22 protein-coding genes are annotated in these 23,539 nt (G+C 73.4%); 20 read left to right on the forward strand and 2 right to left on the reverse strand.

Annotated features, from left to right (window positions below):
- Nucleotides 1-246 precede the first annotated feature (246 nt).
- The 6 genes from ACLIYP_RS09195 to ACLIYP_RS09220 all read left to right on the forward strand — a co-directional run bounded on the left by ACLIYP_RS09195 (nucleotide 247) and on the right by ACLIYP_RS09220 (nucleotide 7,141).
- Nucleotides 247-1,608 (forward strand): PP2C family protein-serine/threonine phosphatase, encoded by a 1,362-nt coding sequence (locus tag ACLIYP_RS09195; RefSeq protein ID WP_412712641.1) that lies wholly within the window; start codon nucleotides 247-249, stop codon nucleotides 1,606-1,608.
- Between the two features lie 136 nt (nucleotides 1,609-1,744).
- The gene (dnaK, locus tag ACLIYP_RS09200; protein ID WP_412712642.1) at nucleotides 1,745-3,598 is read left to right on the forward strand and encodes a molecular chaperone DnaK; all 1,854 of its coding nucleotides are present in this window, start codon (nucleotides 1,745-1,747) and stop codon (nucleotides 3,596-3,598) included.
- A complete protein-coding gene (grpE, locus tag ACLIYP_RS09205; protein ID WP_412712643.1) occupies nucleotides 3,595-4,287 on the forward strand; it encodes a nucleotide exchange factor GrpE in 693 nt (230 codons plus the stop codon). Before dnaK ends, grpE begins: the two co-directional genes overlap by 4 nt.
- A gap of 33 nt (nucleotides 4,288-4,320) precedes the next feature.
- Nucleotides 4,321-5,502: a molecular chaperone DnaJ gene (gene dnaJ, locus ACLIYP_RS09210; protein ID WP_412712644.1), complete on the forward strand. Its 1,182-nt coding sequence runs from the start codon at nucleotides 4,321-4,323 to the stop codon at nucleotides 5,500-5,502.
- Nucleotides 5,503-5,507: 5 nt separating this feature from the next.
- Entirely contained in the window at nucleotides 5,508-5,984 is a 477-nt protein-coding gene (locus ACLIYP_RS09215) for a heat shock protein transcriptional repressor HspR (RefSeq protein WP_093663053.1), read from the forward strand.
- 293 nt (nucleotides 5,985-6,277) lie between these two features.
- Nucleotides 6,278-7,141, forward strand: coding sequence for a trypsin-like serine peptidase (locus ACLIYP_RS09220; RefSeq protein WP_412712645.1), 864 nt, complete (start codon nucleotides 6,278-6,280; stop codon nucleotides 7,139-7,141).
- 172 nt (nucleotides 7,142-7,313) lie between these two features.
- On the opposite strand, the gene ACLIYP_RS09225 is transcribed toward ACLIYP_RS09220, so the two are convergent.
- The gene (locus ACLIYP_RS09225; protein ID WP_412712646.1) at nucleotides 7,314-7,754 is read right to left on the reverse strand and encodes a pyridoxamine 5'-phosphate oxidase family protein; all 441 of its coding nucleotides are present in this window, start codon (nucleotides 7,752-7,754) and stop codon (nucleotides 7,314-7,316) included.
- A gap of 111 nt (nucleotides 7,755-7,865) precedes the next feature.
- Here ACLIYP_RS09225 and clpB point away from each other — a divergent pair, with 111 nt between their 5' ends.
- Nucleotides 7,866-10,463, forward strand: a complete 2,598-nt coding sequence (gene clpB / locus ACLIYP_RS09230; RefSeq protein WP_412712658.1) for an ATP-dependent chaperone ClpB — start codon at nucleotides 7,866-7,868, stop codon at nucleotides 10,461-10,463.
- Between the two features lie 205 nt (nucleotides 10,464-10,668).
- On the forward strand, nucleotides 10,669-11,196 hold the full coding sequence (locus ACLIYP_RS09235) for a YbjN domain-containing protein (protein ID WP_410537779.1): 528 nt from the start codon (nucleotides 10,669-10,671) through the stop codon (nucleotides 11,194-11,196).
- Nucleotides 11,197-11,328: 132 nt separating this feature from the next.
- Here the strand turns inward: ACLIYP_RS09235 and ACLIYP_RS09240 are convergent, their stop codons facing one another.
- Nucleotides 11,329-12,552: a pyridoxal phosphate-dependent aminotransferase gene (locus tag ACLIYP_RS09240; RefSeq protein ID WP_412712647.1), complete on the reverse strand. Its 1,224-nt coding sequence runs from the start codon at nucleotides 12,550-12,552 to the stop codon at nucleotides 11,329-11,331.
- Between ACLIYP_RS09240 and ACLIYP_RS09245 the strand changes: the two genes are divergently transcribed.
- The 12 genes from ACLIYP_RS09245 to ACLIYP_RS09300 form a co-directional block, all read left to right on the forward strand.
- Nucleotides 12,542-12,868: a hypothetical protein gene (locus ACLIYP_RS09245; RefSeq protein WP_412712659.1), complete on the forward strand. Its 327-nt coding sequence runs from the start codon at nucleotides 12,542-12,544 to the stop codon at nucleotides 12,866-12,868. The two genes, ACLIYP_RS09240 and ACLIYP_RS09245, sit on opposite strands and share 11 nt — an antisense overlap.
- Before the next feature lie 131 nt (nucleotides 12,869-12,999).
- Nucleotides 13,000-13,302: a hypothetical protein gene (locus ACLIYP_RS09250; protein WP_412712648.1), complete on the forward strand. Its 303-nt coding sequence runs from the start codon at nucleotides 13,000-13,002 to the stop codon at nucleotides 13,300-13,302.
- Nucleotides 13,303-13,551: 249 nt separating this feature from the next.
- Nucleotides 13,552-14,085 (forward strand): DUF2617 family protein, encoded by a 534-nt coding sequence (locus ACLIYP_RS09255; protein ID WP_412712649.1) that lies wholly within the window; start codon nucleotides 13,552-13,554, stop codon nucleotides 14,083-14,085.
- Nucleotides 14,086-14,317: 232 nt separating this feature from the next.
- Nucleotides 14,318-16,024 (forward strand): polyamine aminopropyltransferase, encoded by a 1,707-nt coding sequence (locus ACLIYP_RS09260; protein ID WP_412712650.1) that lies wholly within the window; start codon nucleotides 14,318-14,320, stop codon nucleotides 16,022-16,024.
- Nucleotides 16,025-16,134: 110 nt separating this feature from the next.
- Nucleotides 16,135-17,313, forward strand: coding sequence for an SRPBCC family protein (locus tag ACLIYP_RS09265; RefSeq protein WP_412712651.1), 1,179 nt, complete (start codon nucleotides 16,135-16,137; stop codon nucleotides 17,311-17,313).
- 64 nt (nucleotides 17,314-17,377) lie between these two features.
- Nucleotides 17,378-18,208: an aldose epimerase family protein gene (locus ACLIYP_RS09270; protein WP_412712652.1), complete on the forward strand. Its 831-nt coding sequence runs from the start codon at nucleotides 17,378-17,380 to the stop codon at nucleotides 18,206-18,208.
- 42 nt (nucleotides 18,209-18,250) lie between these two features.
- Nucleotides 18,251-18,790, forward strand: coding sequence for an orotate phosphoribosyltransferase (gene pyrE / locus ACLIYP_RS09275; protein WP_412712653.1), 540 nt, complete (start codon nucleotides 18,251-18,253; stop codon nucleotides 18,788-18,790).
- Nucleotides 18,791-19,135: 345 nt separating this feature from the next.
- Entirely contained in the window at nucleotides 19,136-20,158 is a 1,023-nt protein-coding gene (fbaA, locus tag ACLIYP_RS09280; protein WP_412712654.1) for a class II fructose-bisphosphate aldolase, read from the forward strand.
- 153 nt (nucleotides 20,159-20,311) lie between these two features.
- A complete protein-coding gene (locus tag ACLIYP_RS09285) occupies nucleotides 20,312-20,725 on the forward strand; it encodes a DUF3151 domain-containing protein (protein WP_237880779.1) in 414 nt (137 codons plus the stop codon).
- 143 nt (nucleotides 20,726-20,868) lie between these two features.
- Nucleotides 20,869-21,777 carry a tryptophan 2,3-dioxygenase family protein gene (locus ACLIYP_RS09290; protein WP_412712655.1) on the forward strand — a complete coding sequence of 303 codons (909 nt, stop codon included), beginning with the start codon at nucleotides 20,869-20,871 and terminating at the stop codon, nucleotides 21,775-21,777.
- Nucleotides 21,770-23,068, forward strand: a complete 1,299-nt coding sequence (gene kynU, locus ACLIYP_RS09295) for a kynureninase (RefSeq protein WP_412712656.1) — start codon at nucleotides 21,770-21,772, stop codon at nucleotides 23,066-23,068. The genes ACLIYP_RS09290 and kynU overlap by 8 nt, the downstream gene beginning before the upstream one ends.
- A partial coding sequence (locus ACLIYP_RS09300) for an alpha/beta hydrolase (RefSeq protein WP_412712657.1) occupies nucleotides 23,061-23,539 on the forward strand: 479 nt, incomplete at its 3' end. The genes kynU and ACLIYP_RS09300, both read left to right, overlap by 8 nt.

Genomic DNA, 23,539 nt, shown 5'->3' on the forward strand with positions numbered 1-23,539 from the left:
TAAGCGGTAACTTATCCGATCTGTTCGAGACTACCCACTAACGGAGGCCGTCTGTAGCCACTCGTGCGGTGATCTGCGTCGCTGAGGCGGTCCTTGCCCGAGGGGTGGCCGCGGGGCCTCGTGCGGGGCCCGGGAACGGAAGAGTGGGTCCATCCTATAGATCTCCCGGACCTCACCCGCCGAATCGGTGTCGAATGCGGTAAAAAGGGATGCGTTCGTTTCCCGCGGCCGGGAGGAAGTCCCCATATGCGCCGCCGCACTCCGCGCGCGGGGCTCGCGCGGTTCACCGCGAGGCTCCGGGAGCGCTTGTGGGAGCGTCTGTGGGAAGGCCTGTGGGGCCGGCTGTGGGTCTGGCTGCTCCTCCCCTGGCTGCTCGTCCTCGTGGTCGCCGTCGTCGAGGCCACCGACGGGCTCCAGGGCCGCGTCGCGCACGCCGGCTCCCTGCTCACCCCGGCGCCCGCGCTCGCCGCGGTCCGGGGCCGCCCCCGCGACGTGCTCGCCGTCTCCGCCGCCGCCCTGGCCCTCGGGCTGGCCACATCCTTCGAACCGACCGCGGCCGAGACGGACACCTCCGCCACCTCGCTGGTCTCGCTGGCGGTGGTGAGTGCGGCCGGCCTGGTGGCGGCCGTGGCCCGGCGGCGGCGCGAGGGGCAGCTCGTCCGGATCCGGCAGGTCGCCGAGGCCGCCCAGCTCGCCCTCCTCTCCCCGGTGCCGCGCCGCGCGGGCGGGCTGCGCCTGGCGGCCAGGTACAGCGCCGCCGAGTCCGACACGCTGATCGGCGGCGATCTGTACGAGGTCGTGGTCCTCCCCGACCGCACCCGGCTGATCATCGGCGACGTGCGCGGCAAGGGCCTGCCCGCGATCCGTACGGCGGCCGCGGTGCTGGGCGCCTTCCGGGAGGCGGCCCAGTACGAGTCCGCGCTGACGACCGTGGCCGGCCGCTGCTCGCGCGCGGTGGCGCGGTGCGCGCGGGAGGCGGCCGCCGGTGACGGCCCGGACGCGGAGGCGGAGGCGGACGAACTGTTCGTCACCGCCGCGCTGGTGGAGATCCAGGGCGGGCGGCTGCGCGTCGTCGACCTGGGGCATCCGCCGCCGCTGCTGCTCACCGCCGAGGGCTGCGCGCCGCTGCCGGTCGAGCCGCTGCCGCCGCTCGGGCTGGTGCACGGTTTCACGGTCGGATGGGACGACGACTGCGGTCTGACCGTCCACACCCGGTGGAGCCCCGGGGACCGGTTGCTGCTCCACACCGACGGCATCGACGAGGCGCGCGACGGCAGGGGGCGCTTCTTCCCGCTCGCCGAGACGCTGGAGGGACTGCGCGGGGTGCCCACCGAGCGGCTGCCGGACGAACTGCTGGAGGCGGTCGCCCGGCACACCGGCGGGAGGCTGCGGGACGACGCGGCGGTCGTCGCCGTCGAGTTCTCCGGGGCCGGGGAGACGGCGGGTGGGGAGGCGGCGGGCGTACGGGAACCGGGGGAGAAAGAGCGCGGCGGGCCGGATGGATCGGCCGGCGCGGGGAAGGCTGCCCCGTCCGGGAGCCGTGACGGCCCCGGCGGGCACCCTGTTCTCCGGGCGATTCCCGACGACCGGCGTTCCGCGGGTAGTTGAGACGGAACGGCTGGGGCATGAGTTGGCCCGCCGGAGGAGAGTTGAGTCGGTGCGGCTCAGGTCTCTTGACGCCGCCCTCCCTCCTGCTGCACTCTTGAGCCAGATCTACTCAAGGTATGAGCTGGAGGAACCCGAAATGGCACGAGCGGTCGGCATCGACCTGGGTACGACGAACTCCGTCGTCAGTGTTCTCGAGGGCGGTGAGCCCACCGTCATCACCAATGCCGAGGGCGCCAGGACCACGCCGTCCGTCGTCGCCTTCGCCAAGAACGGCGAGGTTCTCGTAGGCGAGGTCGCCAAGCGCCAGGCCGTCACCAACGTCGACAGGACGATCCGGTCGGTCAAGCGCCACATGGGCACCGACTGGAAGATCAACCTGGACGGCAAGGACTTCAACCCCCAGCAGATCAGCGCCTTCGTGCTGCAGAAGCTGAAGCGGGACGCCGAGGCGTACCTGGGCGAGAAGGTCACCGACGCGGTGATCACCGTCCCCGCCTACTTCAACGACCACGAGCGCCAGGCCACCAAGGAGGCCGGCGAGATCGCGGGTCTGAACGTCCTGCGCATCGTCAACGAGCCGACCGCGGCCGCCCTGGCCTACGGCCTGGAGAAGGACGACCAGACGATCCTGGTCTTCGACCTCGGCGGCGGCACCTTCGACGTCTCGCTGCTGGAGATCGGCGACGGCGTCGTGGAGGTGAAGGCCACCAACGGCGACAACCAGCTCGGCGGCGACGACTGGGACCAGCGGATCGTCGACTACCTGGTCAAGCAGTTCCAGTCCGGCCACGGCGTGGACCTGGCCAAGGACAAGATGGCGCTCCAGCGGCTGCGCGAGGCGGCGGAGAAGGCCAAGATCGAGCTCTCCAGCTCGACCGAGACCACCATCAACCTGCCCTACATCACCGCGTCGGCCGAGGGCCCGCTGCACCTGGACGAGAAGCTCACCCGGGCCCAGTTCCAGCAGCTCACCGCCGACCTGCTGGAGCGCTGCAAGATCCCGTTCCACAACGTGATCAAGGACGCGGGCATCCAGCTCTCCGAGATCGACCACGTCGTCCTCGTCGGCGGCTCGACCCGCATGCCGGCCGTCGCCGAGCTCGTCAAGGAGCTGACCGGCGGCAAGGAGGCGAACAAGGGCGTCAACCCGGACGAGGTGGTGGCCATCGGCGCCTCGCTGCAGGCCGGTGTGCTCAAGGGCGAGGTCAAGGACGTCCTGCTGCTGGACGTCACCCCGCTGTCCCTGGGGATCGAGACCAAGGGCGGCATCATGACCAAGCTGATCGAGCGCAACACCACGATCCCGACCAAGCGCTCGGAGATCTTCACCACCGCCGAGGACAACCAGCCCAGCGTGCAGATCCAGGTGTACCAGGGCGAGCGGGAGATCGCGGCGTACAACAAGAAGCTGGGCATGTTCGAGCTGACCGGGCTGCCGCCGGCGCCGCGCGGGGTGCCGCAGATCGAGGTCACCTTCGACATCGACGCCAACGGCATCATGCACGTGTCCGCCAAGGACCTGGGCACGGGCAAGGAGCAGCGGATGACCGTCACCGGCGGTTCGGCGCTGCCCAAGGACGACATCGAGCGGATGATGCGGGAGGCCGAGCAGTACGCGGAGGAGGACCACCGGCGCCGGGAGGCGGCCGAGACCCGCAACCAGGCCGAGCAGCTGGTGTACACCACCGAGAAGTTCCTCAAGGACAACGAGGACAAGGTGCCCGGGGACGTCAGGTCCGAGGTCGAGGCGTCGGTGGCGGAGCTGAAGGAGAAGCTCAAGGGCGAGGACACCGCGGCCATCCGCGAGGCCTCCGAGAAGGTCGCGGCCACCAGCCAGAAGCTGGGCCAGGCCCTGTACGCCGACGCCCAGGGACAGCAGGCCGCGGGCGGCGCCGGAGCCGGAGCCGGTGCCAAGGCCGGCGGCGCGGACGACGACGTGGTGGACGCCGAGATCGTCGACGACGACAAGCCCAAGGGTGATGCAGCGTGACGGAGGAGACCCCGGGTTTCGAGCAGGAGCCCGACGTCCCCGCCGAGCCGGTCGAGCCGGGCGAGCAGCCCGGTGACGCGGCGCAGGCCTCCGGACCCGCCGAGGAGGCGGGCCCGGAGGCGGCCCCCGGGACGTCCGGGGCGTCCGGGGACGCCGAGCGGGTGGCGGCGCTGACCGCCCAGCTCGACCAGACCCGTACCGCGCTGAACGAGCGCACCCAGGACCTGCAGCGGCTCCAGGCGGAGTTCTCCAACTACCGCCGCCGGGTCGAGCGGGACCGGGTGGCGGTCAAGGAGATCGCGATCGCCAACGTGCTCACCGAGCTGCTGCCGGTGCTCGACGACATCGGCCGCGCCCGGGACCACGGCGAGCTGCTCGGCGGCTTCAAGTCGGTGGCCGAGTCGCTGGAGACGGTCGTGGCGAAGATGGGTCTGCAGCAGTTCGGCAAGGAGGGCGAGGCCTTCGACCCGACGGTGCACGAGGCGCTGATGCACTCGTACTCGCCCGACGTCACCGAGACGACGTGCGTGCAGATCCTGCAGCCCGGGTATCGCATCGGCGAGCGCACGATCCGCCCCGCGCGGGTCGGTGTCGCCGAGCCCCAGCCGGGCGCGCAGCCCGCCAAGGGCGAGGACCAGCAGGCGGAGACGGCAGCCGATGAGGAGAGCGGTGGCCCCGAGCAGGGCTGACGCGGAGGAAGACCGGAAGGAGGGACGCCGGGGATGAGCACCAAGGACTTCGTGGAGAAGGACTACTACAAGGTCCTCGGCGTCCCCAAGGACGCCACCGAGGCGGAGATCAAGAAGGCGTACCGGAAGCTCGCCCGCGAGTTCCACCCGGACGCCAACAAGGGCGACGCCCGGGCCGAGGAGCGCTTCAAGGAGGTCTCCGAGGCCCATGACGTCCTGGGCGATCCCAAGCGCCGCAAGGAGTACGACGAGGCCCGCGCGCTCTTCGGCGCCGGTGGTTTCCGCACCGGCCCGGGGGCGGGCGGCCCCGGCGGCTTCAACTTCGACCTGGGCGACATCTTCGGAGGCGCCCAGGGCGGCAGCCCCGGGGCGGGCGGCTTCGGCGGCGGCCTCGGGGACGTCTTCGGCGGGCTGTTCGGCCGGGGCGGCGGAGCGGGCACGCGCACCCAGCCGCGCCGCGGCCAGGACGTCGAGTCCGAGGTGACGCTCAGCTTCACCGAGGCGGTGGACGGGGCCACGGTCCCGCTGCGGATGTCCAGCTCGGCGGCGTGCAAGGCCTGCGCGGGCACCGGCGACAGGAACGGCACACCCAGGGTCTGCCCGACCTGCGTCGGCACCGGCCAGGTCAGCCGGGGCGGCGGGGGCGGATTCTCGCTCACCGACCCGTGCGTGGACTGCCGGGGCCGGGGGCTGATCGCCCAGGACCCGTGCGAGGTCTGCAAGGGCAGCGGCCGGGCCACCAGCTCGCGCACCATGCAGGTCCGCATCCCCGCCGGCGTCTCGGACGGTCAGCGCATCCGGCTGCGCGGCAAGGGCGCACCGGGCGAGCGCGGCGGCCCGAACGGAGACCTGTACGTCGTGGTGCACGTCGAGCCGCACCCGGTGTTCGGCCGCAAGGGCGACAACCTGACCGTCACCGTGCCCGTCACCTTCACGGAGGCGGCGCTCGGCGGCGAGATCAAGGTGCCCACCCTGGGCGGCCCGCCGGTCACCCTGAGGCTGCCGGCCGGCACCCCGAGCGGCCGGACGATGCGCGCCCGGGGGAAAGGGGCGGTGCGCAAGGATGGCACCAGGGGCGATCTGCTGGTCACCATGGAGGTGACGGTCCCGAGGGAACTGAGCGACAAGGCGAGGGACCTGCTGGAGTCCTACCGTGACGCGACCGCGGGCGAGGATCCGCGGGCGGCGCTGTTCAAGGCCGCGAAGGGAGACTGACCGATATGGACGGCTACGGCCGCGGACGACAGAGCCAGGGACGGGGGCGCGGCAACCCGTACGAACTGACGGACGAGTCACCGGTCTACGTCATCTCCGTCGCGGCCCAGCTCTCCGGGCTCCACCCGCAGACGCTGCGGCAGTACGACCGGCTCGGTCTCGTCTCCCCCGACCGTACGGCCGGGCGGGGCCGCCGCTACTCGGCGCGGGACATCCAGCTCCTGCGCCAGGTGCAGCGGCTGTCGCAGGACGAGGGCATCAACCTCGCGGGCATCAAGCGCATCATCGAACTGGAGAACCAGGTCGCCGCCCTCCAGGCCAAGGTGGCCGAACTCCAGCAGGCGGTGGAGGGCGCGGCGCTGGCCATGCGCCAGCGCGAGGCGCAGGTGCACGCCTCCTACCGCCGCGACCTGGTGCCCTACCAGGACGTGCAGCAGTCCAGCGCGCTGGTGGTCTGGCGGCCTCAGCGCTCCGCCGACTGACCCGCACCCGGCACGACCCGGGGCGCGGCCCCCTGCCGCTTCCACGGTCCGCTCCGGCCCGGCCTTCCCGGCCGGGCCGCTGCCGTTCCGGTCCGGCTCCGGTCCGGCTCCGGTGGAGCCCGGCTCCGGCAGGGCCCGGGTCCCGGCTCGGGCTCGCGTCCCGTACGTCCCCGGCGTGGGGCCGTACGGCGTACACATGCGTCCGTCCGGGTCCGCCCGAACGGAGGCACCGCCCCACCCGGTCGGCGGTGTGCGGATGGCATGCGCACGTGGGAGGGGCGCAGCGTGAGGGCATGGACAGGATACGTGCCGTCATAGCCGCATTCGTCACCGTCGCGACCTCCGCCGCGCTGCTGGGGGCCGCTCCCCTGGGCGTCCCCGCGGTCGATCCGGTGTCCGGCGCCGCGGCCGTTCGCACGACGGCCGACGGGGCCGGCGCCCCCCGGGCGCCCTGGCCCGGCGGTACCGTGCGGACCGTCGGGAAGCTCATCGGTACCTATCCGGACGGGCAGCTGCTCGCCTGCTCCGGCGCCGTCGTGGACGCCCCCAACGGAAGCGTCGTCGTCACCGCCGCGCACTGCGTCCACAACCCCGGCGAGCCCCGCTGGAAGCAGGCCTGGTTCGTCCCCGCCTACGACCGCCACGGCACCGCGAACGCCGCCCGGGTCGGCTGGCGGGTGAAGTCGGTGCACCTGGAGTCCGCCTGGAAGCGGGGGAGGCTGCCGCAGGTCCTGCCGTACGACTACGCCTTCCTGAAGGTGGAGAAGAAGGGCGGGCGGACGCTCCAGGAGACGGTCGGCGCCAACCGCCTGGACTTCGAACCCGTCGATCCGGCCGAGCGGACCGTGGCCCTGGGCTACCCGGCCACGAAGCCGTACGACGGCGAGACGCTCGCCCACTGCGCGGGCACGCCCGCCCTGCTGACCGAGCGGGACACCCAGCAGCCGAACGTGGGCGGGCTGCTGCTGGAGTCCTGCGACCTGACCCAGGGCTCCAGCGGCGGGCCGTGGCTGCGGGACTACGACGCCGCGAGCCAGTCCGGCACGGTGGTGGCCGTGATGTCGGTCGGCGACGACCAGGGCCGGGTGCTGGGCCGCCCCTTCCCGGCCGAGGCGCGCCGGCTGCTCCAGGCGGCGGGCGGCCGTCCCCGCGGCTGAGCCGAGCCGCACCGAGCCGCACCGAGCCGCACCGCGCGCGCCGGATCCGCCGGACCGGCCGCCCCACGAGCCGACGCCGTCCCGCCCGATGTGCGACCGGGCGGGGCGGCGTCGCGCCGTACGCGTACCCGGGTGCGGGTGCGGGTGCGGGTGCGGGCCCAGGGGTCAGGGGTCAGGGGCGCTCAGGGGAGGGGACGGTGCCCATCGCCCGGTCCAGGGCGATCTCGATCAGCACCCGCTCCGGGTTGGGCGCGGGGGTGCGCCCGTAGCGCTCGGCGTAGCGGGCGACCGCGTCCGCGATCGCCTCGGCGTCGGTGCGCACCGACGCGACCCCCTCCAGGGTCGCCCAGCGCCCCCGGTCCACCTGGCAGACGGCGGCCCGGGCGCCGCCGGGCCGGTCCGCGGCGGCCAGGACGTTGGCGACCTTGGCGCTGGTACGGCGGGTGATGACCCGTGCCAGGCCGGCCCCGGGGTCGTAGGTGACCCCGACTGGCACCACGTGGGGGGTGCCGTCGGGGCGGAGCGTGGTCAGGGTGCACAGGTGCCGCTCCCGCCAGAAGGCGAGGTACGCGTCGTCCGGATGCCGGGGGTCCCGCCGGGATTCGCTGGCCATGCTCCGGAAACTATCCCGGCGGCGCTCCCGTTCGCGCGTTGAGTGGAATAGACTCAACTTACTGCATGCTGATGTGTGCAGAGTTGGCGACAGGAGGAGGAGTACGCACCCGTGGACGCCGAGCTGACCAACAGGAGCCGGGACGCGATCAGCGCGGCCAACAACCGCGCCCTCACCGGGGGCCACCCCGACATCACCCCGGCACATCTGCTCCTGGCCCTGCTGGAGGGCCAGGACAACGAGAACATCCAGGACCTGCTCGCGGCGGTCGACGCCGACCAGGCCGCCCTGCGCTCGGCGGCCGAGCGGCTGCTGGGCTCGCTGCCCAGCGTGCAGGGCTCCACCGTCGCCAAGCCGCAGCCCGACCGCGACCTGATGGCCGTCCTCGCCGACGCCTCCCGCCGCGCCAAGGAGCTGGGCGACGCCTACATCTCCACCGAGCACCTGCTCATCGGCCTGGCGGCCAGGGGAGGCCGGACCGGCGGGCTGCTCACCGAGCAGGGCGCCACCGCCGAGAAGCTGCTCACCGCCTTCGAGACCGCGCGCGGCGGCCAGCGCGTCACCACCGCCGACCCCGAGGGCACCTACAAGGCGCTGGAGAAGTTCGGCACCGACCTGACCGCCGCGGCGCGCGAGGGCCGGCTCGACCCGGTCATCGGCCGCGACCAGGAGATCCGCCGCGTGGTGCAGGTGCTCTCGCGGCGCACCAAGAACAACCCGGTGCTCATCGGCGAGCCCGGCGTCGGCAAGACGGCGGTCGTGGAGGGCCTGGCACAGCGGATCGTCAAGGGCGACGTCCCCGAGTCGCTGAAGAACAAGCGCCTGGTCGCCCTCGACCTGGGCGCGATGGTGGCCGGGGCGAAGTACCGCGGCGAGTTCGAGGAGCGGCTCAAGGCCGTCCTGGCGGAGATCAAGTCCAGCGACGGGCGGATCGTCACCTTCATCGACGAGCTGCACACCGTCGTCGGCGCGGGCGCCGGCGGCGACTCGGCGATGGACGCGGGCAACATGCTCAAGCCCATGCTGGCCCGCGGCGAGCTGCGCATGGTCGGCGCCACCACGCTGGACGAGTACCGCGAGCGGATCGAGAAGGATCCGGCCCTGGAGCGCCGCTTCCAGCAGGTGCTGGTCGCCGAGCCCACCGTCGAGGACACCATCGCGATCCTGCGCGGCCTCAAGGGCCGCTACGAGGCGCACCACAAGGTGCAGATCGCCGACGGCGCGCTGGTGGCCGCCGCCGCCCTGTCCGACCGCTACATCACCTCCCGCTTCCTGCCGGACAAGGCCATCGACCTGGTCGACGAGGCCGCCTCCCGGCTGCGCATGGAGATCGACTCCTCGCCCGTGGAGATCGACGAGCTCCAGCGCGCGGTGGACCGGCTGAAGATGGAGGAGCTGGCGCTGGCGGGCGAGAGCGACGAGAGCTCCCGGGAGCGGCTGGAGCGGCTGCGGCGCGAGCTGGCCGACCGCGAGGAGGAGCTGCGGGGGCTGACCGCCCGCTGGGAGAAGGAGAAGCAGGGCCTCAACCGCGTCGGCGAGCTGAAGGAGAGGCTCGACGAGGTGCGCGGCCAGGCCGAGCGCGCCCAGCGCGACGGCGACTTCGAGACCGCCTCCAAGCTGCTGTACGGCGAGATCCCCACCCTGGAGCGCGAGCTGGAGGAGGCCTCGGCCGCCGAGCAGGAGCAGGAGACGAGCAAGGACACCATGGTCAAGGAGGAGGTCGGCTCGGACGACATCGCCGACGTCGTCGCCTCCTGGACCGGTATCCCCGCCGGGCGGCTGCTGGAGGGCGAGACGCAGAAGCTGCTGCGCATGGAGGAGGAGCTGGGCCGGCGGCTGATCGGCCAGAGCGAGGCCGTACGCGCCGTCTCCGACGCCGTGCGCCGCTCCCGCGCCGGGGTCGCCGACCCCGACCGGCCCACGGGCTCGTTCATGTTCCTCGGCCCCACCGGCGTCGGCAAGACCGAGCTGGCCAAGGCGCTCGCCGACTTCCTCTTCGACGACGAGCGGGCCATGGTCCGCATCGACATGAGCGAGTACGGCGAGAAGCACTCGGTCGCCCGGCTGGTCGGCGCGCCCCCCGGCTACGTCGGCTACGAGGAGGGCGGCCAGCTCACCGAGGCCGTGCGGCGGCGTCCGTACAGCGTGGTGCTGCTGGACGAGGTGGAGAAGGCCCACCACGAGGTCTTCGACATCCTGCTCCAGGTGCTCGACGACGGGCGGCTGACCGACGGGCAGGGCCGGACGGTGGACTTCCGCAACACCATCCTCGTCCTCACCTCCAACCTCGGCAGCCAGTTCCTGATGGACCCGCTGGCCAAGGAGGAGGAGAAGCGGGAGAAGGTCATGGCGAGCGTCCGCTCCGCCTTCCGCCCGGAGTTCCTCAACCGGCTGGACGACCTGGTGATCTTCTCCGCGCTCAGCGGCGAGGAGCTGCGCAGCATCGCCCGGCTCCAGATCGGTGCCCTCTCCCGGCGACTGTCCGACCGCCGCCTCACCCTCGACGTCTCCGACGCCGCGCTGGACTGGCTGGCGGTCGAGGGCAACGACCCGGCCTACGGCGCCCGGCCGCTGCGCCGCCTGGTCCAGACGGCCATCGGCGACCGGCTGGCCCGCGCGATCCTGGCGGGCGAGGTCCGCGACGGCGACACCGTCCGGGTGGACGTCGGCCTGGAGGAGGAGGGTCTGGTCGTCACCCCGGTGCGGTGACCGCGCGGCGGCGGCCGTACGGCGGGCCCCGCGCCGCGGGGCCCGCCGGGGCTGTTCCGGGGCCGTTCCGGGGGCCGCGAAGCGACCCGGCGTCCGCCCGCCGGGCGGACGCGTCAGCCCGACGGACGAGCGGGGAAGCCCGGGCTTGCCAGGACGGGGCCGGGGTGGGGGAGGATGGCAGGAATCGTATGAAGGGAAAACCACGGTGACTATCGACCCGTCCTCGATCCCGAACTTCGGGGGCCAGCAGCCCGAACAGCAGCCGACGGGGCCTGCCGGGCCCGTCATCCCGGACCAGGACCTGGTCAAGCAGCTCCTCGACCAGATGGAGCTGAAGTACGTCGTCGACGACGAGGGTGACCTCGCGGCGCCGTGGGAGGAGTTCCGCACCTACTTCATGTTCCGCGGCGAGAAGGAGCAGCAGGTCTTCTCCGTCCGGACGTTCTACGACCGTCCCCACTCCATCGAGGACAAGACCCGCCTGCTGGAGCTGGTCGACGACTGGAACCGCCGCACCCTGTGGCCGAAGGTCTACAGCCACACGCACGACGACGGCACGGTCCGCCTGATCGGCGAGGCCCAGATGCTGGTCGGCGTCGGCGTCTCGCTGGAGCACTTCGTCTCCAGCACGGTGAGCTGGATCCGCGCCTCGGTCGAGTTCGACCGCTGGCTCGTGGAGCAGCTCGGTCTGGCCAAGGACGTCGAGGAGTCCGACGGTGAGGGCGAGGGCTGACCTCTCCGCCCCCCACACGAGGCCCCGCGCGGCCCCGGTGCACGGAACGCTTCGCGTCCGCGCCCGGGGCCGCCGCGCGTCGGGCCCGACGCTTCGCGGCCCCGGGGTGGCGGCCGCGCCGCCGGGAGGCCGTCAGGAGGCGGTCCGGGCGCGGTCCTGGGCCGCGCCCAGCGTTCCCAGACGCTCCACCGCCTCCCGCAGCACCTCCTCGCGCTTGCAGAACGCGAAGCGGACGAAGTGCGCGCCCTCCGCCGCGTGGTCGTAGAAGACCGCGTTGGGCACGGCGACGACGCCGCAGCGTTCGGGCAGGGCGCGGCAGAAGGCCACACCGTCGCTCTCGCCCAGGGGGCGGATGTCGGTGGTGACGAAGTACGTGCCGGCGGGGCGGAAGACCTCGAAGCCCGCCCGGGCCAGGCCGTCCGCGAGCAGATCCCGCTTGGCGCGCAGGTCCTCGCGCAGCGCCGTGTAGTACGAGTCGGGCAGGGCGAGCGCCTCGGCGACCGCGTACTGGAAGGGACCGGCCGAGACGTAGGTGAGGTACTGCTTGGCCGAGCGCACCGCCGACACCAGCTCCGGGGTGCCCGTCACCCAGCCGACCTTCCAGCCGGTGAAGGAGAAGGTCTTGCCGGCGGAGGAGATGGAGACGGTGCGCTCGCGCATCCCCGGCAGGGAGGCGACGGGGATGTGCTCGCCGTCGAAGACCAGGTGCTCGTAGACCTCGTCGGTGACCACCAGCAGGTCCCGCTCCACCGCCAGCTCGGCGATCGCCGTCAGCTCCTCGCGGGTGAGGACGGTGCCGGTGGGGTTGTGCGGGGTGTTCAGCAGGATGAGCCGGGTGCGGCCGGTGACTGCGTCGCGCAGCTCGTCCAGGTCCAGGCGGTACGCCGGCCCGGGCCCGGGGGAGGGCCGCAGGGTGACGGGGACGCGGGTGCCGCCGGCCATGGCGACGCAGGCCGCGTACGAGTCGTAGTACGGCTCCAGCGCGATCACCTCGTCGCCCGGTTCCACCAGGGCCAGCAGGGCGGCGGCGATCGCCTCGGTGGCCCCGGCGGTGACCAGGACCTCGGTGTCGGGGTCGTACTCCAGGCCGCGGAAGCGCCGCTGGTGGCCGGCGATCGCGGTGCGCAGTTCGGGGACGCCGGGGCCGGGCGGGTACTGGTTGCCGCGGCCCTCGCGCAGTGCGCGCACGGCCGCCTCCCGGACCTGTTCGGGGCCGTCGGTGTCGGGGAAGCCCTGGCCCAGGTTGATCGATCCGGTCCTGACGGCCAGCGCCGACATCTCGGCGAAGACCGTCGTGCCGAACCCGGCCAGGCGGCGGTTGAGCAGCGGTCGTCCGGTGGAGGTCATGGCGGCCATCCTCCGCCCGGCACCCGGCTTCCTCAACTCCTTCCGTCCGTGCTTTCCTGCGGATGTCCTGGCGGCGGCCCCGGTCGGGGTGCGGGAGAGGAGTGTCGTGGTGGGGTGGTTGGTCGGCGGTCTCGCCGTGTTCGTGGTGCTGCTGGTCGTGGCGGTGGTCGTTCCGGCCCGGCGGGCCGGGCGCCGTGCGGCCGGCGGCCGCCGGGGCGGTTCGTCCGGCGGGGGTGACACCGGCTGGTGGGGGGACGGCGCCTCCGACGGTGGTTCCGACGGCGGCTCGGGCGGCGGGTGCGGCGGAGGCGGCGGAGGGGACTGAGCGGCGCCGCCCGAAGCTCTGGACTTCCTCAACTCGGCTTTGGCGCGGGCTGCGGGAGGGGATCGTGACATCAGGCCCGCACGGGGGATGTGCGGGCGCGAGGGGAAACCAGGGGACACGAGGGGGACGCCATGACGGCGGTTGTCATCATCTGCATGGTTCTGGTCCTGGTGCTGGCCGTGGTGGCGGTCGGCGCGGTCACGGGAGGGCGCCGCCGTACGCGGCGGAGCACCGGCGGGGGAGCGTCGGGGGTGTGGATCGGGGCCGGCGGCGGCTTCCACGACGGCGGCTTCCACGACGGCGGTTCGCACGGCGGTTCGCACGGCGGTTCGCACGGCGGTTCGCACGACGGCGGTTCGTCGTGCGGCGGAGGCGGTGGCGGTGGCGGTGGCGGTGGGTGCGGCGGAGGCGGCGGAGGATGCGGAGGCGCCTGACGCTATTCACCCGTACGGCGGTTGCAGTTCAGCGGTGAGAACATCTGACCTGCTAGGCCCCCCCTGGTATGGAAAACAGACGAAGGTGAGTAAAAAGCCTGTAGGAGCCGCACATTCCGTGATTCGGTGACTGATGTACCCGGACTTCACGTGGGCGCGAGCCGGCGGCAGGCAGCATCCCTGCCCCCTTCGGGGCCCTGTTCCAGGGGGCTGAGTCGGCCCGCCCTCACTGCGTTGCGGAGCCGACCCATGCTCACCGATCTCAAGACCCCGTACACCGACACCCGCGCCGGTGACCTCGCCTGGGCACTCGGGTGCGACCCCATGCCCGCACTGGCGAAGCTGGATCTCGAACTCCAGGGAACAGCAGCCCAGTTGAGATTGCTCGGCGCTTCACACCAGGTGCTGCTCGCGGACGAGGGCGGCATCTTCTGCTCGGAGACCGTGGCGTGCATCCCCGGCAGCAGGACACCGCTGCCGCTGGGGGTGTCGAAACGGATGGACGACTGGGAGTACGCGTTCGCGGCGCGTGTCGAGACGCTCTCCGGCGGCTCCTTCGCGGGCCGCGCGCAGGAGTTGCTCGCGCTCGTCGCGGACCACCCGCACGGGCTGGCCGGCACCTTCCCCGGCAGCCCGAACGCCTTCACCGCCCTGCTGGTCCAGCGGCGCGGCGACCAGGTGCACTGGCGGACCTGGCACGCCTACCCGCAGGAGCGGCGGCTCGTGGTGACCCACACCAGAGTGGGGGTGCGCGTGAGGGAACCGGAGCGGGTGGGCGTGTGACCCCGGCGCGCCCGTACGGGACGTACGCGGGTGTGTGCCGCGCGCCCCTCCTCCGCCGCGTGCCTCCGCTCCGCCGCGCGCCCCTGCCGCGCGCCTCCGCCCTGCCGCGCGCTCCCGCCGGGACGTACGCGCCGCCCGCCGGGCCGGAGGGTGCCGGTTCGCGCGTCTGTGCGGTCCATTGCACCTGTGTGGGTGACAGGACTCGCGGTAGGCGTCCCGTAGCGTTCCCGGCATGATCGAAACGCCCGCTTCCGCACCGGCGGGGGCGTCGGGGCCCGCGCCGCCGCGGGAGGAGCCGCCACCGGCCCCGTCGGAGGAGCCTTCGCAGGCGCCGGCGCGGCTGCCCGTGCCGGCCGGTGTCGGACGGTTCCTCGTCCTCGCCGCTGTCTTCGTCTGCGCCGCCTGCGGTCTCGTCTACGAACTCGAACTCGTCGCCCTCGGCTCCTATCTGGCCGGCGACTCCGTCACCCACACCTCCGTCGTCCTGTCGGTCATGGTCTTCGCCATGGGGCTGGGATCGCTGCTCGCCAAGCGGCTGCGCACCCGTGCGGCGGCCGGGTTCGGTGTCGTCGAGGCACTGCTGGCACTGGTCGGCGGAGGCTCGGCGATGGCGCTGTACGCCTACTTCGCCTGGGTCGGCGGCTCGATGGCGGTGCTGATCGGCTTCTCGCTGGTCCTCGGGGTGCTCATCGGCGCCGAGATGCCGCTGCTGATGACCCTCATCCAGCGGATCCGGGAACAGGACGCCGGTGGCGCGGTCGCCGACCTGTTCGCCGCGGACTACGTGGGCGCCCTCGTCGGCGGGCTCGCCTTCCCCTTCCTGCTCCTCCCGCTGATGGGCCAGCTCCCGGGGGCCCTGGCGGTCGGAACGGTGAACGCCGTCGCGGGCGGCGCGCTGGTGCTGTGGCTGTTCCGCGGCGACCTGTCACCCCGCTCGCGCCGCACCCTCCTCCTCGTCAACGGGCTGGTGGTGGCACTGCTGATCACCGGTGTCGCCGTCGTCGACTCCTTCGAGAAGGCCGCACGCCGGGCGGTGTACGGCGGCGAGGTGCGGACGGTGCGGAACACCGCCGTCCAGGAGATCGTGCTCACCGAGGGCGTCCGGCACCCCGGCGTGAGCGAGCCGACAGGTTTCGCGATGTTCCTCGACGGCCGGCTGCGGGTGTGCGGCGGGGACGAACGGCGCTACCACGAGGCGCTGGTCCGCCCCGCGATGGCGGCGGGCCCGCACGGCAGGGTGCTCGTCCTGGGCGGCGGCGACGGACTGGCCCTGCGCGAGGTGCTGCGCCATCCGGGGGTGGAGTCGGCGACGGTGGTGGAGCTCGATCCCGGCGTCGTGGAACTGGCCCGCACCGATCCGGAGCTCGGTCGCCTCAACCACCGTTCGCTGGACGATCCGCGGGTGCGGGTGGAGACGGGGGACGCCTTCGACTGGCTGCGCTCCTGGCCGGACTCCGGCCGGCCGCCGTACGACGTGATCGTCTCCGACCTGCCCGACCCCGGCATCTCGGACAGCTCCCGGCTGTACTCGCAGGAGTTCTACGGGCTGGCCGCGCGTGCGCTGTCCGAGCGGGGGCGGCTCGCGGTGCACGCGGGACCGGCCGGAGAGCGCCCCCGCGCGTACTGGACGGTGGAGACCACGCTGCGGACCGTGGGACTGCGCACCGCGCCCTACGTGGTGGACGGGCGGCTGTCCGGCTTCACCGCCGGCCCCGACCGCTCGCAGCGGCGCGAGGGCGCGGCCGGGGACCGGCCCGGCGACTGGGGCTTCGTACTGGCCGCCCACGGCACCCCGCCGCCGCTCGCCCTCGCACCGGCCGGTGCGGTTCCGCGCGCCTTCCGCCCCGTCGATCTGCGCCGCGCCTCGGTCCGCGCGGAGCGGGGCCGTGTCGCCGGGCTGCCGCCCTCCACCCTGGTGCGCCCCCGCTACCGGGACTGAGGCGCGGAGTACGGGGAGTACGCGGAGTACGGGGAGTACGGGGAGTACGACGTGCCGATGTCCGTACGGAGCGGGCACTGGTGGGGGAGGCAGTGGGTAGGCTCCGCCCCATGGAGCATGAGGTGTACGTTCCGTTCACTGCCGGAGCCGTACGGGCTGCGCTCGCCGAGCCGGAGCGCGTCGCGCGCTGTGTGCCGGGGCTCCAGCCCGAATCCTCGGAGCCCGAGGTCTCGGAGCCCGAGTCCTCGGACGCGGTCCCCGGCGGCGCCGGGGACGGCGCGGTCGTCCGGGGGCGGCTGCGGGTGCGGATCGGCGGCTCCAGCATCACGTACCGCGGCAGCCTGCGTATGACGCACGGCGGGGACGGCGGTCCGGGCGGCGCCGGGGGCGGGTACGGCGTCTGCACGGTCCGCGGCGAGGGCGCCGAGGCCCGGGGCGACGGCTCGGTGGAACTGGCCCTGACGATCGTTCCGCGCCCGGCGGATGACGGCGAGGGCACCGTGCTCGTCTGCACGGGGGAGCTGCGCGGCGAGGGCCGGATCACGGAGTTCGAGGAGAAGCAGCGGTCCGCGGCCGGCCGCCGGCTGCTGGACCGCTTCGGCGGTGAACTGGCCGCCGGCATGGCGGCCGACCCGGTCTCACCGGTGGACGCAGCCGGTACGGTCGCCGCGCCCGGCGGGATCGGCGAACCGGACGACAACGAGCCCGTGATCCCGGGCATCCCCGCACCCGACACGCCCGGCGCCGCGGACGCCCGGAACAGCGGAAGCGCCAGGAACAGCGAGAGCGCCGGGGGTGCCGAGGAGCCGGGTGAGCCGGGCGAGCCGGAGGAGCCGGGCGCCCCGGACGCCTCGGGCGCCTCGGACGAAGGGGCCCGGCCCCGGGGGGTCTTCGACGTCGAGGTACCGCCGTCCTCGCTCGACCCGTCGGGTGAGGACGGCTTCGCCGACGAGGCGCCCGGTGCGGAGGCACTCGACGGCAGAGGGCTCACCGGCGGCCTCGGTGACGGCCCCGGTGACGGCCTCGACGGTGGCCTGGGCGACGACCTCGTCGACGAACTGGACGAGGAGTCGCGGTCCGCCGCCGAAGCGGCCCACGCCCGCCGGACGATGATCGGACGCAGCGCCGAGGAGGTGGACCACGCCCCGCCGCGCGGTCGCTACGCCCCTGTCCCTCCGCCCGAGGAGGTCTCCCCGGCCGCGGCGGTGCTGCGCTGGGCCGCCCCCGCGGCGGCGCTGGCGGTCGCCTCGGCGGTCGTGGTGGGGCGCGTGCTGCGGCGCAGGCGCTGAACGCCGGGTGCCGGACGCCGGATGCCGAAGGCCACGGTTACCGCCGGCCGCCGCGGTTAAGGTCATGGATGTGACTGCCCATGACGTCCAAGACACAGACAGCGGAGTCCGTCTGCGAGCCGGCGGCACCGAGGTGACCGTCGATCCGGCACACGGCTGCCGGATCTCCTCCCTGCGCATCGACGGTACGGAAGTGCTCAGACAGGGCGAGCGGTACGGCGCGTTCGTGATGGTGCCCTGGTGCGGGCGGACCCGGCAGGGGCGGTTCCTCAACGGCGGCGAGCGGTACCAGCTTCCCGTGACCGCCGGGCAGCACGCAATCCACGGCACCGTGCGCGGCGTTCCCTGGCACACCGTCCGCAGCGACGGGCGGACCGCGTCCTTCTACCGCGACCTCACCGACCCCTGGCCCTGGCCGGGCCGGGTGACCCAGGTGGTGGAACTGGCCGAGGACGGCGCCGGACTCACCCTCACCCTGGGGGTGGAGACGGCCGGGGACTCCTTCCCGGCGCAGGCCGGCTGGCATCCGTGGTTCCTGCGCAACCTCGGACAGGGCGGGCAGGACGTGGTGCTGGACTTCGACCCCGCCTGGCAGGAGGAGCGCGGCGAGGACCACGTCCCCACCGGCCGCCGCGTCGATCCGCGCCCGGGCCCCTGGGACGACTGCTTCGGCATGCCGGACGGGGTGGACGTGACGCTGACCTGGCCGGGCGAGCTGGAGCTGAAGGTCGCCAGCCGCGCCGAGTGGGTGGTGGTCTACGACGAGCAGTCCGAGGCCGTCTGCGTGGAGCCGCAGACCGGCCCGCCCGACGGGCTCAACTCCCACCCCCGCCTGGTCACGCCCATCGATCCGCTGGAGGTCTCCACGGTCTGGTCGTGGCGCAGGCCGGTGTAGGTCCGCGCGGAGGCGGCGCGGGGCTGGCTTAGGCTCATCGGCATGAGCGACGCGCGCGACAAGCTTCTGCAGCAGATCAAGGACAAGGCCGTGGTCCACGGCAGGGTGACCCTCTCCTCCGGCAAGGAGGCCGACTACTACGTCGACCTCCGCCGGATCACCCTGGACGCCGAGGCGGCTCCGCTGGTCGGGCAGGTGCTGCTCGATCTGACCGCCGGCATCGAGTACGACGCGGTGGGCGGTCTGACCCTCGGCGCCGACCCGGTGGCCGCCGCGATGCTGCACGCCGCCGCCGCGCGCGGCCGGAAGCTGGACGCCTTCGTCGTCCGCAAGGCGGGCAAGGCCCATGGCCTCCAGCGCCGGATCGAGGGACCGGACGTGGCGGGCCGCCGGGTGCTGGCTGTCGAGGACACCTCCACCACGGGAGGTTCGGTCCTCACGGCGGTCGAGGCGCTGCGGGAGGCCGGCGCGGAGGTCGTGGGTGTGGCGGTCATCGTCGAGCGCGGTGCGGCTCCGGCGATCGAGAAGGCGGGACTGCCGTACTACCAGGCGTACGGGCTGGAGGACCTGGACCTGTCCTGACCCCGCTGCCCGGCTCCGGTTCCGGCCCCGCGCAAACCTCGCGGGGCAACCGGAGAGGTCCGTGAGAGTCACTGTTTCACGTGAAACGGTGACGCTCTGTGGCCCGGCCGGCGGTGCGGATGCGACCTCGTCCGGCCTCGCCGCGACGCGGTACGCGGACCGGTCGCCCTCCCGTGCCCGGTCCCCGCACCCTCGCGGTTCTCCCGCCGCCCTCTCGCCGCCCCCGTCCCCGGACGCGGGGGTGGAGCAATCACACACGTCTGGGAGGATGGGGACGACGATGACGTCGTTCCGTTGACCCACACCAGAGCCGTAGAGCTTCGCACACCATCAAGGAGCGGACAGATGCCCATCGCAACCCCCGAGGTCTACAACGAGATGCTCGACAGGGCGAAGGCAGGCAGGTTCGCCTACCCCGCCATCAACGTGACCTCGACGCAGACGCTGCACGCCGCGCTGCGCGGTTTCGCCGAGGCGGAGAGCGACGGCATCATCCAGATCTCCACCGGCGGCGCCGAGTTCCTGGGCGGCCAGTACAGCAAGGACATGGTGACCGGTGCGGTCGCCCTGGCCGAGTTCGCGCACATCGTCGCCGAGAAGTACCCGGTCAACGTCGCGCTGCACACCGACCACTGCCCCAAGGACAAGCTGGACGGCTACGTACGCCCGCTGCTGGAGCTCTCCCGCAAGCGCGTCGAGGCGGGCATGAACCCGCTGTTCCAGTCCCACATGTGGGACGGCTCGGCCGAGACCCTGGCCGACAACCTGGAGATCGCCCAGGAGCTGCTGGCCGCGGCCGCTGCCGCGAAGATCATCCTCGAGGTCGAGATCACCCCGACCGGCGGCGAGGAGGACGGCGTCAGCCACGAGATCAACGACGAGCTGTACACCACCGTCGACGACGCCATCCGCACCGCCGAGGCCCTGGGCCTGGGCGAGAAGGGCCGCTACCTGCTGGCCGCCTCCTTCGGCAACGTCCACGGCGTCTACAAGCCGGGCAACGTCGTGCTCCGCCCCGAGCTGCTGAAGGACCTCCAGGAGGGCGTGGCCGCCAAGTTCGGCAGGCAGAACCCGTTCGACTTCGTCTTCCACGGCGGCTCCGGCTCCACCGAGCAGGAGATCGCCACCGCGCTGGACAACGGCGTGGTGAAGATGAACCTCGACACCGACACCCAGTACGCGTTCACCCGCCCCATCGCGGACCACATGTTCCGCAACTACGACGGTGTGCTGAAGGTGGACGGCGAGGTCGGCGACAAGAAGACCTACGACCCGCGCAGCTGGGGCAAGCTGGCCGAGAAGAGCATGGCCGAGCGCGTCGCCAAGGCGTGCGCCGACCTGCGCTCCACCGGCACCCGTATGAAGTAGGCGGCACCCGCCTGTCCCGTCCGCGTCTCCCCGCCCCGGCCCGGGCGGGAGACGCGGACGGACGCGAGCCCGGTACCCGGCACCCGCCGCCGGATACCGGGCTCGCCGCGTACCGCCCTCCGCGCACCGGCGGCGACCGTGCAGACTGGGGCCATGGCCATTCACGAGAACCTGCTCGGGGGACCGCCCCCCACCCACCTTCCCGACGACCCCGAACCGCGTGAGCTGCTCGCCTCGGGCACCTCGCCCGCCGAGGTCGCCGCGAAGCACCCGACCTCCTCCCTGGCCTGGGCACAGCTCGCGGACGACGCCTTCGCGGCCGGGCGCACGGTCGAGTCGTACGCGTACGCCCGCACCGGCTACCACCGCGGCCTGGACGCCCTGCGCCGCAGCGGCTGGAAGGGGCACGGCCCGATCCCGTTCGAGCACGAGCCGAACCGGGGCTTCCTGCGCGCCCTGCACGCCCTCGCCCGCGCCGCCCAGGCCATCGGCGAGCAGGAGGAGTACGAGCGCTGCACCACCTTCCTGAAGGAGAGCTCGCCCACCGCGGCGGCCACGCTCTCCTGACGCCCCTGCCGGCGGCTCCCCCGGCGCCCTCCGGCGGGAGATCCCTCCCGATCGGCCCTTGCCGTCGCCGGGCCCTGAACCGATGATCTGCGGAGAAGGCCCGGCGACCCCGGGCGAGCGCGCGAGGAGAACAGAGAACAGCCATGCCGTCACAGCCGTCAGAGCCGTCACAGCCGTCGGGGGCGTCACAGCCGACCGGAGCGCAGCCCGGTGCAGGTGCCGGTACCGGAGCCGACAGCGGTTCGGAGAACCCGAACCTCGACTTCGCGGGCACCACACCCTACGAGGACTACGTCAAGGCGGACGTCCTCACCCACCTCCAGCACCCCCTCTCCGACGATCCCGGAGAGATGTCCTTCCTGGTGACCACACAGGTGATGGAGCTGTGGTTCACCGTCATCGTCCACGAGTGGACGGTCGCCTCCCGGGCGCTGCGCGCGGACGACCCGCGCACCGCGCTGGAGGCGCTCAAGCGCTCGGTGTACGAGATGCTCTCGCTCAACGCCTCCTGGGAGCCCCTGGCCCACCTCACCCCGGCGCAGTTCAACGCCTACCGCGGGGCCCTCGGCGAGGGATCCGGCTTCCAGTCCGCGATGTACCGGCGCATGGAGTTCATGCTCGGGGACAAGTCCGCGTCCATGCTCGTCCCGCACCGCGGCGCGCCGCGCGTCCACGACGAGCTGGAGAAGGCGCTGCACGAGCCGAGCCTGTACGACGAGGTGCTGCGCTACCTCGCCCGCCGCGGTGAGGACATCCCCGAGGAGGTCACCGGCCGGGACGTCTCGCAGCGGTACGAGCCCCACCCGCGGGTCGAGCAGGTCTGGGCGCGGATCTACTCCGGCGATCCCGGCAGCGAGCTGCTGCGCCTGGGCGAGGCGCTGACCGAGGTGGCCGAGCAGGTCTGGCGCTGGCGCAACGACCATCTGGTGGCCACCCGCCGCGCGATGGGCTCCAAGCAGGGCACCGGCGGCTCCGCGGGCGTGGCCTGGCTGGAGAAGCGCGCCCGCAAGAACGTCTTCCCCGAGCTCTGGACGGCCCGCAGTTATGTCTGACGCAACCGAGAACACCCCCGGGGACGCCTCAGGGAACGACTCCGCCAGCGCCCCCGCGGACGCCTCCGCGAGCACGGCCCTGCGCGAGGAGGCGGCGAAGCTCGACGCCGCCGACGGCCTGGCCGGCCGGCGCGAGGCCTTCGTCCTGGAGGACGAGAAGGGCGAGCGCGTCGTCTACCTCGACGGCAACTCCCTGGGCGCGCTGCCCCGCTCGGTGCCCGCCCGCGTCGCGGACGTGGTGGAGCGCGAGTGGGGGCGGCTGCGGATCCGCTCCTGGACCGAGTCCGGCTGGTGGACCGCGCCCGAGCGGATCGGCGATCTGATCGCCCCGGTCGTCGGCGCCGCGCCCGGCCAGATCGTGGCGGGCGACTCCACCAGCGTCAACGTCCTCAAGGCGGTGGTCGCCGCGATCCGGATGGCCCGCGAGGACAACCCGGCCCGTACCGATCTGCTGGTGGACGCCACCACCTTCCCCACCGACGGCTACATCGCCGCCTCCGCGGCCCGGCTGACCGGCGCCGCCGTCCGCGCGATCCCGGCCGGGGGCATCCCCGGCTCGGTGGGCCCGCGCACCGCCGCCGTACTGGTCAACCACGTCGACTACCGCACCGGCGAGCTCCACGACCTGCCCGGCATCACCGCCGCCGCCCACGACGCGGGCGCGTACACGGTGTGGGACCTGTGCCACAGCGCGGGCGCCCTCCCGGTGGGGCTGGACGAGCACGGCGTGGACCTGGCCGTCGGCTGCACGTACAAGTACCTCAACGGCGGCCCCGGCGCCCCGGCGTACCTCTACGTCCGCCGCGGCCTCCAGCCGCGCTTCGACTCACCGCTGCCCGGCTGGCACTCGCACGCCGACCCGTTCGGCATGAGCCACGAGTACGAGCCCGCCGGCGGTGCGGCGCGCGGCCGGGTCGGTACGCCGGACATCCTGTCCATGCTGGCGCTGGAGGAGGCGCTGAAGGTCTGGGACGGGGTGGACATGGCGGCCGTACGCGCCAAGAGCCTGGCCCTGACGGACTTCTTCCTGCGCTGCGTGGGGAGTTACGTGCCCGCGGGGCGCGTGGAGTCCGTGACCCCGGCCGAGCACGGCCGGCGCGGCAGCCAGATCGCGCTGCGCTGCGCGGACGCCGGGGAGGTGATGGCGGAGCTGGTCGCGCGCGGCGTGGTGGGCGACTTCCGCCGCCCGGACGTGCTGCGCTTCGGCTTCACCCCGCTGTACACGTCCTTCGCCGACGCCGAGCTGGCCGCCCGTGTCCTCGGAGAGGTGCTGGCGGAGCGTGATGCCTGAGGCGGCGTCCGCGGGCGAGGCGGAGGAGGCGGCGCTGCTGGGCCTGGCCCCGGTGGCGCCGTCCGCCACCGAGCGCTACGGCCCCCACCCCTCGCAGGTGATCGACCTGTACGGCCCGCCCGGCGGGGCCCTGGTGGCCGTCCTGCACGGCGGCTTCTGGCGGGAGGCGTACGACCGGGTCCACCTGTCCCCGCTCGCCGCCGAGCTGGCCGGCGGGTACGGGCTGCGGGTGGCGCTGGTGGAGTACCGGCGCGTCGGCGGGGGCGGCGGCTGGCCGGGCACCTTCGAGGACGTCGGCGCCGCCCTGGAACACCTGCGCGCGGCGGGGGAGGTACGGGTGCTGGCCGGGCACTCGGCGGGCGGCCACCTGGCACTGTGGGCGGCCTCCCGCGGTCCGGCGCGGTGCCCGGTGGTCGCCGTCGCCCCGGTCGCCGACCTCGCCCGCGCCCATGAACTGGGCCTGAGCGGCGG

Source organism: Streptomyces nanhaiensis, from assembly GCF_046614825.1.
GTDB classification, from domain to species: domain Bacteria; phylum Actinomycetota; class Actinomycetes; order Streptomycetales; family Streptomycetaceae; genus Streptomyces; species Streptomyces radiopugnans.

Bases quoted from the DNA above. Each gene is read 5' to 3' on its own strand.
- ACLIYP_RS09195 (WP_412712641.1), top strand. From the start codon at position 247: ATGCGCCGCCGCACTCCGCGCGCGGGGCTCGCGCGGTTCACCGCGAGG.
- dnaK (WP_412712642.1), top strand. From the start codon at position 1,745: ATGGCACGAGCGGTCGGCATCGACCTGGGTACGACGAACTCCGTCGTC.
- dnaJ (WP_412712644.1), top strand. From the start codon at position 4,321: ATGAGCACCAAGGACTTCGTGGAGAAGGACTACTACAAGGTCCTCGGC.
- ACLIYP_RS09215 (WP_093663053.1), top strand. From the start codon at position 5,508: ATGGACGGCTACGGCCGCGGACGACAGAGCCAGGGACGGGGGCGCGGC.
- ACLIYP_RS09220 (WP_412712645.1), top strand. From the start codon at position 6,278: ATGGACAGGATACGTGCCGTCATAGCCGCATTCGTCACCGTCGCGACC.
- ACLIYP_RS09225 (WP_412712646.1), bottom strand. From the start codon at position 7,754: ATGGCCAGCGAATCCCGGCGGGACCCCCGGCATCCGGACGACGCGTAC.
- ACLIYP_RS09245 (WP_412712659.1), top strand. From the start codon at position 12,542: ATGGCGGCCATCCTCCGCCCGGCACCCGGCTTCCTCAACTCCTTCCGT.
- ACLIYP_RS09240 (WP_412712647.1), bottom strand. From the start codon at position 12,552: ATGGCCGCCATGACCTCCACCGGACGACCGCTGCTCAACCGCCGCCTG.
- ACLIYP_RS09250 (WP_412712648.1), top strand. From the start codon at position 13,000: ATGACGGCGGTTGTCATCATCTGCATGGTTCTGGTCCTGGTGCTGGCC.
- ACLIYP_RS09255 (WP_412712649.1), top strand. From the start codon at position 13,552: ATGCTCACCGATCTCAAGACCCCGTACACCGACACCCGCGCCGGTGAC.
- ACLIYP_RS09260 (WP_412712650.1), top strand. From the start codon at position 14,318: ATGATCGAAACGCCCGCTTCCGCACCGGCGGGGGCGTCGGGGCCCGCG.
- ACLIYP_RS09265 (WP_412712651.1), top strand. From the start codon at position 16,135: ATGGAGCATGAGGTGTACGTTCCGTTCACTGCCGGAGCCGTACGGGCT.
- ACLIYP_RS09270 (WP_412712652.1), top strand. From the start codon at position 17,378: ATGGATGTGACTGCCCATGACGTCCAAGACACAGACAGCGGAGTCCGT.
- pyrE (WP_412712653.1), top strand. From the start codon at position 18,251: ATGAGCGACGCGCGCGACAAGCTTCTGCAGCAGATCAAGGACAAGGCC.
- fbaA (WP_412712654.1), top strand. From the start codon at position 19,136: ATGCCCATCGCAACCCCCGAGGTCTACAACGAGATGCTCGACAGGGCG.
- ACLIYP_RS09285 (WP_237880779.1), top strand. From the start codon at position 20,312: ATGGCCATTCACGAGAACCTGCTCGGGGGACCGCCCCCCACCCACCTT.
- ACLIYP_RS09290 (WP_412712655.1), top strand. From the start codon at position 20,869: ATGCCGTCACAGCCGTCAGAGCCGTCACAGCCGTCGGGGGCGTCACAG.
- kynU (WP_412712656.1), top strand. From the start codon at position 21,770: ATGTCTGACGCAACCGAGAACACCCCCGGGGACGCCTCAGGGAACGAC.